Source organism: Pseudoselenomonas ruminis, assembly GCF_008271295.1.
Classification (GTDB): Bacteria; Bacillota; Negativicutes; order Selenomonadales; family Selenomonadaceae; genus Selenomonas_A; species Selenomonas_A ruminis.
Genome location: NZ_VTOY01000002.1, coordinates 79273 through 90798, shown reverse-complemented (window position 1 = coordinate 90798; position 11526 = coordinate 79273). Strand labels below are relative to the sequence as shown.

The window sequence follows — 11526 nt, the reverse complement described above, 5'->3', positions numbered from 1 at the left end:
ATAATATGGGGGATAATGATATGTCTGTGACAGCGTATGGATGTGCAGGCGGCTGGTATAACGATATAGCTGCAGGATGCAAGCAGGCGTATGACTCTTTTGCAGCTGGAGTATCTTCATTGGTACCTACCGATGTAACGGAAACAAGTATTGTTGATGATATAAGTCAGACGCTAAGTAAAGTAGGTGATACCATTGAGGCTGGTAAAACGTACGCTAGCGATATGCTGAGTCAAACGGTCGATGACATTAGTGACTGGGCGAGCGAAGCCAAAAATTATGTTAGCGATACGATAGACAAGGTGGCTGACAATGTTGGTGAGACAATGGAAGCTGCTTATGAACACGTTAGTGATAACGCAAGCCAGGTTGCTGATAAGGTTGGGGAAATGGTAGATACGGGGAAAGAATATGCCAGCAATGCGGTGGAGCATGCGATAGAAAGTGCAGAGAATTTAGCTGATGAGGCAAAAAATGTTGCTAGTACAGCGGTAAATGATATCAAAGAATAGTCGACAGGATTCTGGGGGTGGCACAAAAAAGTGGTATTAAAAAGGCCAATGGTTATGTGAATGATGCAATGGCTTGGACGAATCGAAACTTAATGGTAACAGATTATCCGGGGATTCATCAAACGTATCAGGTTGCTAAAACCTTGGGGAAAACTTTTGGTCTGGTAGGAATAGCTATGAGTGGAAAAAATATATATGATGATTATCATGGGAAGTAGCTGTTGGAACAGGAGTTATTGCATCGTACCTGTTGGCACCAACAGCAGTGGTGGGTGCTTTGTCTTTTGGTGGCTCTGTTGTTATGGGAGCTTTAATTACTATGGGGGCAAAATCTTTGAAAAATGGTATCGATAAGGTGGATAAATAATGAATAATAATAAAAAATGGATTTCTAGTGTGGTTTTTATATCGATGGGATTGTGTCAATATTTATCAACAGAAAATCAAACTATATTTATGTGTATATGTTTGGCGTTTTTAGGAATATTATTCTGTTTTGTTGTTAGAAGAGTGACATCGGTGTTGGTATATTTTTGGTTTGTTATAGTTATGGTTGGCTTGATTGCGGGAGTTTTATTTAATCAGGGAATTATTAGTGCTGATATCAGTGATTATATTATATGTGGATCTTTGTCGTTGTTTTTTTTGCTCTTTGGTGTTTTGGCGTGGTCACAAAATAGGAAGATTGCTTATGGGGAGTTTTTTTGTGCCTTTTTGGTTATTGTGTTGTCAGTAATCGTTAAAATATAGCGTCCGTGGTATTATCGATTCTCGCAAGGGGGAGGTTATCAGTATTGGCTAATAGAGTGAAGGATGATATTCCAAAGAAAGAAGATGAAGATAATGAAGCTAAAAAATAAGGAATTGATTGTTGGAGCTGGGATGGCCTCTTGTGCGATAGGAAAATATTTGCTGCCTAAACAAATGGTTATATTAGTATCGACAGGTATAGCTTGTTTGTTGTTGCCGTTGCTGTTTTGTAGGAAGTATAAATGGCCGCGTATAATGATATGGTTGATTGTTATGGCGTTATTAATTGCGATAAGTGTTATAGTGTTAGAGCTTGGAGTCGTTAGCAAAGATATTGGCGTAAGTGTTTTGTTTTCATTATTATTAGGAGAATTTTTGGGAGCGGGGATTTTGACATGGAATCAATATAGAGGAATTTCGTATAAATCTTTTGGAATTGTTTTTATACTTATATTGATGGAATTAATTGCTAAGTTATAAGTGCTAACAACTGCATTTAAAGATTGGAAGGATGTAGTTGCTGAATATGATAAATTATCTTCTGCTAAGGAGTAGGAAAGAATATATAGTTTAGTGACTGACCTATATAAAACAATGACGGAGCAATTGTGAGGAAAATGTGATGATGAATCTGATTGATTGGTTTAATGAAAAAAAGAAGCTTGCGGATGATATAGTTGATCGCGGTAAATTTTGGATCCTTTGCACTCGGAAACATTCGTATATTTTTTGCTTTACAATAACGTATCTTGTATTATTTTGGAATTATTGGCCGTTTTTTTTGAGGCAGGGAATACTTGGACTTCAGCCGTTTAAATTATTCGGGATTTTTTTTGGTGGTGTTGGGGGAGAATGGTTGTATAGATGTGGTCAGTATTTTCTGCTAGATAATCCTCGAAAAATATCAGAAAATGAATTAAAAAAAGAAGGAGTATATGTAATTTTGGGGATAATTATTATTGGCATGTTATTAATAATGATACAAATATTAGTGTGGAATTGTTGGCATGTTGATTTATCTTGGTTGACTGGTGTTGGGCCAGCAATGCGCCGGTTATAAGAAGTTGAAACTGGCAGGCATGAGGAGCTTATGGCGAAAAAGGGCAAATATTATCAATTGTCGTCATTAGAATAAGAGCAAAACAAAAAACGCCAGGTTTAAAACCTGGCGTTACTTTTCGTATGGCGGAGTGGAGAGGATTCGAACCTCCGCACCGGTTACCCAGCCTAACGATTTAGCAAACCGTCCTCTTCAGCCTCTTGAGTACCACTCCATGTATTTATATGGCGGAGAGGGTGGGATTCGAACCCACGCACCTGTTACAGCCTACCGGTTTTCAAGACCGGACTCTTCAACCACTTGAGTACCTCTCCATAGTGAACAGATATATTATAGCAGGTGGCAGGATGTCTTGTCAAATGGCAGGGGGACTGTTATAATAGCCTTTGAATTATTTTCGTAAGAACGAATGCGTTTAGGAGCTGAGTGCATGAAAATCGCATTTTTTGATTCGGGAGTGGGCGGCTTGTCGGTGCTCCATCACGCCATGAAGGTTTTGCCTCATGAACAGTTTGTGTTCTTTGCCGATGAAGACAATGTTCCCTATGGAACCAAGAGCAAGCAGCAGGTTCGTGATTTCGTGGCGGAGGCTTTTGATTTCCTTATGACAAAGGATGTCAAGGCGATTGTTACGGCTTGCAATACGGCAACTTCGGTGGCTGTGGCCGAGATGCGCCGCCGTTACGATATTCCCATCATTGGTATGGAACCAGCGGCTAAAAAGGCGCTGGATATGGATGGGGAGCATCGGGTATTGGTGACGGCAACGCCCATTACCGTAAAGGGACGCAAGATGGAACTGCTCATCGAGAAGGTGGATAAGGACCATTTGGTTGACAGGCTGGCACTGCCAGGTTTGGTAGAGTTTGCCGAGCGTCAGGAGTTTGAATCGCAGGCGGTGACGGACTATTTGACCAGTCAGTTTGCCCCCTTCGATTTTTCGGAGTATTCGGCACTGGTGCTGGGGTGTACCCATTTTAATTATTTTAAGGATACCATGCGCAAATTGCTGCCCGACAACGTACAGTTTGTCGACGGCAATGAGGGGACGGTACGGGAACTTATCCGCCGGCTCAAGGAACGTAATCAGCTGGAACAGAATCGTCCATCGGTGGAGTATTATTATTCCGGACGTCTGGTTGAGGAGGATACAGAACTTTCCCGGTTGCAGAATTATCTGAAGCGGCTGGAGAAGATGTACAGGATTTGACTTGACTTTAGACGGTAATTGTTCTAGGCTATACATTGTGTCTTGTTATTAATAAGGAAATAAGATTTCCGACAGGAGGGATTGCATGCCAGTCATTACGGAACATCACGTGAATTTTTACGATACCGATGCGATGGCTGTAGTTCATCATTCCAATTATATCCGGTGGTTTGAAATTGGCCGGGTGGAATATCTGCGTTCTATCGGCATTACCTTGGGTGAGCTGATGGACGATGGCTTTGTATTTCCGATTACGGATGTACGGGCAAAGTATGTTTCGCCGGGGAAATTTGATGATGTCGTTCTGATTGAGACGACGCCCACGGCACTTACCAAGGCCAAGATGGCTTTTGACTATCGGATTATCCGCAAAGCAGATGGTGAGGTTATGGTAACTGGCCATTCCCAGAATGTGTTTACCAGCAAAGAGACTGGGCACATAACCCGTTTGCCGGAAAAATATTATCGGATATTAGCGGCGGCAATGGCAAAAGAGAAAGCCTTGCAGTCGAAATAATGAACTGATTTTTAGGGAGGAATAATTGTGACAATCGTATACGTTATTGTTGGCTTGATTGTACTGGCCGTAGTAGCAGCTAATCTTTATCTTGCTGCTGCAGGTAAAGAGGACATTCGTGTGGATACGAGTGCGCCGGTTGTGGTGGAATCGCAGGATGAAAACAGCATTGTGCTGTCGAAAAAACTGAACTTCTATAATGAAGGCAAGCAGTGTGCAACCATCATGGATGCTATCAACCACATCCAGCTGCCGTACGAGCAGTACGATGGAATCGAAGTCAAAGGCATCGCGGAACGCGAGGGTGAGCCGCGCGAGGATGAGTATTTCGAGGCTGTTCTGATTCAGAAGAAGGGCGATGCTCATGGCGAGGATAAGCTGAACATCTATGCCAAGGTAAAACTGACGCCGCGCAAGGGTATGAGCCTCAAAGAGGCCCTTTCGCACATGGTTGACCTGCCGGTTGACTTCATTTGGATGGAGACGGGCCGTACGCCGTGGCATTATCGGAAAATCCGTTTGGTATTCACCGCAGAAGAGATTGCGAAGCTGGCAAATGTTCAGCTGGTACAAGACTGAGGAGGAAGCGAAATAATGGCAGAAGAATTAGAACTCATCCCGGTGCCGACGCGCATCCTGACTGAGAAAGATGATATCGTTGATACGATTGAACGCTATACGAAAGACAAGATTGGCGAAAACGACCTGCTCTGCTGCGCAGAGAGTGTTGTTGCTATCACGCAGGGCCGCTATGTGCGTCCGGAAGACCTCAAAATCAGCAAAGTGGCACAGTTCTGCTGCCGCTTCATTCCGGATTACGGCTCTTTGGCTTCGCCGCATGGCATGCAGTCGCTGATGAATGTAGAGGGTAAATGGCGCGTAGCGTTTGCGCTGTTCGCAGGCTTTATTGCGAAAATCTTTGGCAAATCCGGCATGTTCTATGTTTGGGGCGGCAAGGAAACGGCCATGATTGATGATGTTACGGGTACGATGCCGCCGTTCGATAAGTGCATCGTTTATGGCCCGGGCGAGCCGAATGAAGTCGTAAAGAAAATCCAGGAGCGACTTGGCTGCTTTGGTGCGATGATTGCGGACGTCAATGACCTCAAGCGTTCCCGCGTAGTTGGTGTTACGGATAAAGTCGATGGCCCGAAGGCTGCACAGCTACTGATTGATAATCCGTTCGGCAATGCATCTCAGAAAACGCCGATTTGCATCATCAAGAATTACAAGCAGTATCAGGAAAATAACTAAGACGGAATTTGATAGCCTTCCTCTGATGGGGAAGGCTTTTCATATATAGGAGGAATTTCTATGGAACGAATCGACCGCCGCAGTGCAGAACAGCTGCGTCATTACACCATCCATCGTCATTTTCAGAAATACCCGGCAGGGTCGGTGCTTATTGAAATGGGAAATACCAAAGTAATTTGTGCCGCTACGGTAGAAGACCGGGTTCCATTTTTCCTGAAAGGGACCGGGGAAGGCTGGGTTACTGCAGAGTATTCGCTGTTGCCGAGTGCTACCGGTGTGCGCACCCAGCGTGAGGCAGTCCGTGGCAAGCAGTCGGGGCGTACGCAGGAGATTGAACGCCTGATTGGGCGCAGTCTGCGGTCGGTGGTAGATACCAAGGCAATCGGCGAGCGTACCATCATGATTGACTGCGATGTCATTCAGGCTGACGGCGGCACGCGTACGGCGTCTATTACCGGTGCGTTTGTGGCATTGGTGGAAGCCTGCTCGACGTTTTACGAAAAAGGAAACATCTTCCCCGTAAAGGATTTTGTTTCGGCTATCAGCGTGGGCATAAGTCACGAGAATGAACCGATTCTTGACCTCTGCTATGAAGAGGATTCGCAGGCAATTGTCGATATGAATGTGGTAATGACCGGTGACGGCCGGTTTGTTGAGGTGCAGGGAACCGGTGAGGGCCGTCCGTTCTCCCATGAGGAGATGGTGGAATTGCTCCGCTTGGGCGAAAAGGGCTGCCGGGAGCTGATTTCCTATCAAAAGGATATCTTAGGCGGGCAGTTGGTATGGCTGGTAGGGCGTGAAGGCTGAGACGAGGAGAAATAGCATGCAAAAAATCGTAATCGCAACCAAGAATAAGGGCAAGGTAAGGGAAATGGCAGCGGCGTTGAAGGAACTGCCGGTAGAAGTGGTTTCGCTGGCAGAGTTTGGCCCGCTTCCCGATGCTGTTGAAGATGGAAAATCCTTTGCGGAAAATGCCAGGATTAAAGCGGCGTTTTATCAGCAGCAGACGGGCTGTGCCTGCATTGCCGATGATTCCGGCCTTGAGATTGAGGTGCTCGGTGGTGCACCAGGAATCTATTCGGCCCGTTTTGCCGGCTATCATGCGGATGATGCGGCCAATAACGAAAAGATGGTGGAAGAGCTGCAGAAGGCTGGTGTTACTGAATCAGCTGCGGATTATCGCTGCGCGCTGGTCTTTATCGGGAACGATGGGAAAATCCTGACGGCAGATGGACGATGCGATGGGCAGGTCAGGTTGACGGCTAAAGGAGAAAATGGTTTTGGCTATGATCCGTATTTCTATCCGGCTGAGTATCCGGGCCGTACTATGGCGGAACTTACGCTGGAGGAGAAGCAGGCCATCAGTCATCGGGGCAAGGCGCTTTTGGAATTGGCTAAAGCGTTGGAGGATTACCTGAAATGAAAATAGGAATTGTGAGCGACAGTCACGGCAATACAAGTGCCCTGGATACCATGCTGCAGCATCCAGCATCGGCGGAGGTAGAGGCCTGGCTGTTTGCTGGTGATATTGCCATGGATGCAGAATATCTGGAGATGGTGACCGATGTGCCAGTCGTAAAAGTCGCCGGTAATAATGACTGGCCGATGTCACGGCTCGAGGATACCGTGATTACTGAATTGGGCGGCCACCGCATCTTGCTTACGCATGGACACCTTTATGGCGTGACTTTTTCCACGCAGAATCTTGAACTGGCCGCGCGCGAGCAGGAGGCCGATATTGCTGTCTATGGGCATACGCATGTGGCTGACTTGTCAACTGGTGAGGTCATGATACTTAATCCTGGCAGTGTGGCTCGCCCGCGTGATGCCAGTCGTGGGTCGTTTATGGTGGCAGAACTGGTTCCGGATCAGGAGCCAGCAGTCAAGTTGATACGGATATAAACTGATATAATTTTGCTGCCATGAAAAAATAAAAAATAATAATACATTTTTTACGAAAAAAATAAAAAGCAGCAGGAATTTTTCCCTCAATGGATAATAAATATAGTGATGTGATATATATCATACAGACCTGTTTTTGAGTGAAGTGAAAAGTGAACGAAATTCACTATTTACGCGGGTTTGCGGCACTTTTCCAGGTGCTTGAATGGCATAGGGAAATGTGCTATGATGAATCTACAGATGTGTGATAAGTTGTATTTATGGGAGGGATTACTTTGCGAGAACTCGACGCAAAACAAATCACTGAAAACGTAGCACAGATGTGCAAGGAAGCAGCTTATTATCTGCCGAAAGACGTTTATGAGGGCCTCAAACGTGGCCGTGAGACGGAGGTTTCTCCTGTCGCTCAGAACGTTCTTGACCAGATCATTAAGAATGCAGAAATCGCACGTGCTGAGGATCGTCCGTATTGCCAGGATACCGGCATGACGATTGTATTCCTCGAAGTAGGCCAGGACCTTCATATCACTGGCGGTTCTTTGGAGGATGCAGTCAACGAAGGTATTTCGAAGGGCTACACGGAAGGTTATCTGCGCAAATCTGTTGTTGCGGAGCCGCTGTTCAATCGTGTCAATACGAAGGATAACACGCCGGGCGTTATCTATACGAAAATCGTTCCGGGTGACAAACTCAAGATTACGGTTGCACCGAAAGGCTTTGGCTCGGAGAACAAATCCGGCGTTAAGATGCTGGTTCCAGCTGATGGCGTTGAGGGCGTAAAGAAAGCTGTCATGGATATCATTCTCCATGCAAGCATGAATCCGTGCCCGCCGATGGTTGTCGGTGTTGGTATCGGTGGTACTATGGATCGTGCCGCTCTCCTTTCCAAAAAGGCACTGACTCGCTCCATTGATGAGCGTAATCCGATGCCGGAATACGCAAAACTCGAGGGCGAACTCCTGGATCTCATTAATCAGACGGGTATCGGACCGCAGCTCGGCGGCTCGACCTCCGCTCTTGCAGTCAATATTGAGTGGGGCCCAACGCATATCGCAGGCCTGCCGGTCGCTGTAACGATCTGCTGCCATGCAATGCGTCATGCATCCCGTACGCTTTGATTTGAGATAGGAGGAATAACAATGGCAGAACCAATTAAAATTCAGACTCCGTTTACGGAAGAGAAATCCCGCCAGCTGCATGCTGGTGATGCAGTCCTGATCAGCGGTACGATTATCGCTGCTCGTGATGCAGCTCATAAGGCAATGACGGAAGCGCTCGCACGTGGCGAGAAGCTGCCGGTTGACTGGACGAACCAGATGGTCTATTACCTGGGACCGACGCCGGCAAAACCGGGCGATCCGATCGGTTCCTGCGGTCCGACGACCTCTGGCCGCATGGATGCTTATACGCCGACAATGCTTGAGCAGGGTATTAAAGGTATGATCGGTAAAGGTTCCCGTTCTGAGGCTGTTATCGAGTCCATGAAGAAAAACGGTGTTACGTATTTTGCTGCTGTTGGTGGTGCTGCTGCCCTGATTGCAAAGTCGGTTAAAAAATATGAAGTCCTTGCTTATCCGGAGCTCGGCCCTGAGGCTGTTGCTGCGCTTACGGTTGAGGATTTCCCGGCTATCGTTGTTATCGACTGTGAGGGTAATAACCTTTATGAGACGAATCAGGCTAAATATCGTACGCTGAAAGGCTACTGATAGAGGTATTGGAATTATTTTTAGGAGGTACAGAATGTTTCACACAACTTTTTATCTGCGTCGTCTGCATTCTTTAGTGGGTCTCCTGGTTTTGGGTATGGTTCTCTTTGAGCATATCTTCACCAACTCAATGGCCCTCGGCGGCGCTCCGGTGCTGAATGGTGCACTTGCAACGATGGAGCTTATTCCGAAACCGATTTTCCTCGCCCTTGAGGTTGGGGCTATTGCGGTTCCGCTGCTGTTCCATGCTATTTATGGTATTTACATCTGCCGTCAGGCTAACAACAACCCGGGCCGTTATGGCTATGTCCGCAACTGGCAGTTCGCTTTCCAGCGCTGGACGGCTTGGCTCCTGGTCTTCTTCCTGGCATGGCACGTATTTGATCTCCGTATCTTTACGAAGGCTATCAGCGGTACGCCGATTTCCTATGAACTGCTCCATAGCATGTTCACGGGCAACCCGATTATCGCTGTACTCTACATTATTGGTATGTTCGCCGCAATCTTCCATTTCTGCAATGGTATCACGACCTTCTGCATGACTTGGGGCATTGCTAAGGGCCCGCGCATCCAGAACGTCGTCAGTCTCTGCAGCATGGGTCTCTGCGCTCTTCTCTGCCTGATTACGCTGGTATTCATGGGCAGCTACTTCGTAATGTAAGTGAAGTATCGCAAAGAAAAGGAGAAAATCAATGGCTAATAAACCTGAAAATAAGATTATTGTCGTAGGTGGCGGCCTCTCTGGCCTCATGGCTGCGCTGAAAATCTGCGAAGGCGGCGGTAAAGTAGACCTGTTCTCGTACTGCCCGGTAAAACGTTCCCATTCCCTGTGTGCACAGGGTGGTATGAATGCTTGCATGGATACCAAAGGTGAGCATGATTCCATTTATGAACATTTCGATGATACGGTATACGGCGGTGACTTCCTGGCTGACCAGCTGGCTGTAAAAGGCATGGTTGAGGCAGCTCCGAAACTCGTCAAGATGTTCGATCGCATGGGTGTTCCGTTCACGCGTACGGCGGAAGGCGTTCTCGATCTCCGTAACTTCGGTGGTCAGAAAAATAAACGTACGGTATTTGCTGGTTCCACGACGGGTCAGCAGCTCCTCTATGCTCTTGATGAGCAGGTTCGTCGTTGGGAAGTCAAGGGCGGCGTCAAGAAATATGAGTTCTGGGAATTCATTAAAATCATCAAGAACAAAGATGGTGTCTGCCGTGGTATCGTTGCTCAGAACATGAATTCCAACGAAATCGTTTCGTTCCCGGCTGATGTTGTTATCCTCGCAACGGGTGGCCCTGGCCAGGTATATGGCCGTTGCACGGCTTCCACGATTTGTAACGGTTCGGCAGTTTCCGCTGTTTATCAGCAGGGCGCTGAAATCGGCAACCCGGAATTCCTGCAGATTCATCCGACGGCAATCCCAGGTTCGGATAAGAACCGTCTGATGTCTGAGGCTTGCCGTGGTGAAGGTGGCCGCGTATGGGTTTATCGCGAGAATCCGGAGACGCACGAGAAAGAGCGTTGGTACTTCCTCGAGGATATGTATCCGGCATATGGCAACCTCGTTCCGCGTGACGTTGCTTCCCGTGCTATCTACAAAGTCGTTGTTCACATGGGCCTCGGCATGCAGAACCCGAACCGCGTATACCTCGACCTCTCGCATATCCCGGCAGATTACCTCGAGCGCAAACTCGGCGGTATTCTCGAGATGTATGATGATTTCGTAGGTAAAGATCCGCGTAAGGTACCGATGGAAATCTTCCCGTCAATCCATTACTCCATGGGTGGTATCTGGGTTGACCGTGAACATCATACGAATATCCCAGGCCTCATGGCTTCTGGCGAGTGCGATTATCAGTATCATGGTGCTAACCGCCTCGGTGCAAACTCCCTGCTGTCGGCAACCTACTCCGGTACGATTTCCGGTCCGGAATCCCTGCGTCTTGCGCGCAGCGGCAAACTCGGCGATCCTCTTACGGAAGCAGAGCTCGAGGCAGCTCGCAAAGAGTGCGTAGAAGAATTCGACCGTATCCGCGCAATGAATGGTCCGGAGAACGCACATCAGATGCATCATGAACTCGGTGACATCATGTACAAATATGTTTCCGTTGAGCGTGATAACAAAGGTCTTGCGCAGTGCATGAAGGAGCTTCATGAGCTGCTCAAACGCTGGGAGAACATCGGTGTTACGGACCATGGCAACTGGGCAAACCAGGAAGCTATGTTTGTTCGTCAGCTCCGCAACATGATTATCTATGCAATGGCCATCACGAAGTCCGCACTGCTGCGTGACGAGAGCCGTGGTGCTCATGCGAAGATTGTCCTCAAATCCGACTATGATCAGTGGGATGATGCAAAGAAGAAAGCCTTCGATGAGAAGACCGGCAAGTATCATTTCGATGCTGAGACTGGCCGTGCTATGACGGATGATGGCAATGATGATCTCGTATTCTTTGGCCGTGATGATGAGAAATTCATGTACACGACCGTTGTTTCCTTCGACGCTGCTAACAACGAGCCGGAGGTTTCCTATCGTGAGTTCGAGCATTCTCTCATCAAGCCGCGTCTGCGTAACTACGCTGTAGCTAAGAAAGAGTAATGGGGGAGGACAAAT

At 47.4% G+C, this 11526-nt stretch carries 16 protein-coding genes and 2 tRNA genes; 16 read left to right on the top strand and 2 right to left on the bottom strand.

Translation table 11 applies throughout. From position 1 onward, the window contains the following. The first annotated feature begins 5 nt into the window (after window positions 1–5). From FZ040_RS04105 to FZ040_RS04085, 5 genes are all read left to right on the top strand, one after another. The gene (locus tag FZ040_RS04105; RefSeq protein WP_149170844.1) at window positions 6–512 is read left to right on the top strand and encodes a hypothetical protein; all 507 of its coding nucleotides are present in this window, start codon (window positions 6–8) and stop codon (window positions 510–512) included. 17 nt (window positions 513–529) lie between these two features. Further along, window positions 530–730 carry a hypothetical protein gene (locus FZ040_RS04100; RefSeq protein WP_149170843.1) on the top strand — a complete coding sequence of 67 codons (201 nt, stop codon included), beginning with the start codon at window positions 530–532 and terminating at the stop codon, window positions 728–730. 148 nt (window positions 731–878) lie between these two features. Continuing rightward, window positions 879–1262: a hypothetical protein gene (locus tag FZ040_RS04095; protein ID WP_149170842.1), complete on the top strand. Its 384-nt coding sequence runs from the start codon at window positions 879–881 to the stop codon at window positions 1260–1262. Window positions 1263–1355: 93 nt separating this feature from the next. Further along, window positions 1356–1742 carry a hypothetical protein gene (locus tag FZ040_RS04090; protein ID WP_149170841.1) on the top strand — a complete coding sequence of 129 codons (387 nt, stop codon included), beginning with the start codon at window positions 1356–1358 and terminating at the stop codon, window positions 1740–1742. A 142-nt stretch (window positions 1743–1884) separates the two neighbouring features. After that, the gene (locus tag FZ040_RS04085; RefSeq protein WP_149170840.1) at window positions 1885–2322 is read left to right on the top strand and encodes a hypothetical protein; all 438 of its coding nucleotides are present in this window, start codon (window positions 1885–1887) and stop codon (window positions 2320–2322) included. Between the two features lie 123 nt (window positions 2323–2445). On the opposite strand, the gene FZ040_RS04080 is transcribed toward FZ040_RS04085, so the two are convergent. After that, window positions 2446–2536, bottom strand: a tRNA-Ser gene (locus FZ040_RS04080). Between the two features lie 11 nt (window positions 2537–2547). After that, a tRNA-Ser gene (locus FZ040_RS04075) sits at window positions 2548–2636 on the bottom strand. A 116-nt stretch (window positions 2637–2752) separates the two neighbouring features. On the opposite strand from FZ040_RS04075, the gene murI reads away from it, so the two are divergent. From murI to sdhA, 11 genes are all read left to right on the top strand, one after another. After that, on the top strand, window positions 2753–3532 hold the full coding sequence (gene murI, locus FZ040_RS04070; RefSeq protein ID WP_149170839.1) for a glutamate racemase: 780 nt from the start codon (window positions 2753–2755) through the stop codon (window positions 3530–3532). Window positions 3533–3617: 85 nt separating this feature from the next. After that, window positions 3618–4049 (top strand): acyl-CoA thioesterase, encoded by a 432-nt coding sequence (locus tag FZ040_RS04065; RefSeq protein WP_149170838.1) that lies wholly within the window; start codon window positions 3618–3620, stop codon window positions 4047–4049. Between the two features lie 27 nt (window positions 4050–4076). Beyond that, a complete protein-coding gene (locus tag FZ040_RS04060; protein WP_149170837.1) occupies window positions 4077–4628 on the top strand; it encodes a hypothetical protein in 552 nt (183 codons plus the stop codon). A gap of 15 nt (window positions 4629–4643) precedes the next feature. Next, window positions 4644–5303, top strand: a complete 660-nt coding sequence (locus FZ040_RS04055; protein WP_149170836.1) for a coenzyme F420-0:L-glutamate ligase — start codon at window positions 4644–4646, stop codon at window positions 5301–5303. A 60-nt stretch (window positions 5304–5363) separates the two neighbouring features. Then, window positions 5364–6110 (top strand): ribonuclease PH, encoded by a 747-nt coding sequence (gene rph / locus FZ040_RS04050; RefSeq protein ID WP_149170835.1) that lies wholly within the window; start codon window positions 5364–5366, stop codon window positions 6108–6110. A gap of 16 nt (window positions 6111–6126) precedes the next feature. After that, the gene (gene rdgB / locus FZ040_RS04045) at window positions 6127–6726 is read left to right on the top strand and encodes an RdgB/HAM1 family non-canonical purine NTP pyrophosphatase (RefSeq protein WP_149170834.1); all 600 of its coding nucleotides are present in this window, start codon (window positions 6127–6129) and stop codon (window positions 6724–6726) included. After that, complete coding sequence (locus tag FZ040_RS04040; protein ID WP_149170833.1) at window positions 6723–7205, top strand: metallophosphoesterase family protein; 483 nt, start codon at window positions 6723–6725, stop codon at window positions 7203–7205. The genes rdgB and FZ040_RS04040 overlap by 4 nt, the downstream gene beginning before the upstream one ends. Window positions 7206–7480: 275 nt before the next feature. Next, window positions 7481–8323: a fumarate hydratase gene (locus FZ040_RS04035; protein WP_033170002.1), complete on the top strand. Its 843-nt coding sequence runs from the start codon at window positions 7481–7483 to the stop codon at window positions 8321–8323. 21 nt (window positions 8324–8344) lie between these two features. Further along, window positions 8345–8911, top strand: coding sequence for a Fe-S-containing hydro-lyase (locus tag FZ040_RS04030; RefSeq protein WP_149170832.1), 567 nt, complete (start codon window positions 8345–8347; stop codon window positions 8909–8911). Window positions 8912–8945: 34 nt separating this feature from the next. After that, a complete protein-coding gene (locus tag FZ040_RS04025) occupies window positions 8946–9572 on the top strand; it encodes a succinate dehydrogenase/fumarate reductase transmembrane subunit (RefSeq protein ID WP_149170831.1) in 627 nt (208 codons plus the stop codon). A gap of 31 nt (window positions 9573–9603) precedes the next feature. Next, the gene (gene sdhA / locus FZ040_RS04020) at window positions 9604–11511 is read left to right on the top strand and encodes a succinate dehydrogenase flavoprotein subunit (RefSeq protein WP_149170830.1); all 1908 of its coding nucleotides are present in this window, start codon (window positions 9604–9606) and stop codon (window positions 11509–11511) included. The last annotated feature ends 15 nt before the right edge of the window (window positions 11512–11526 follow it).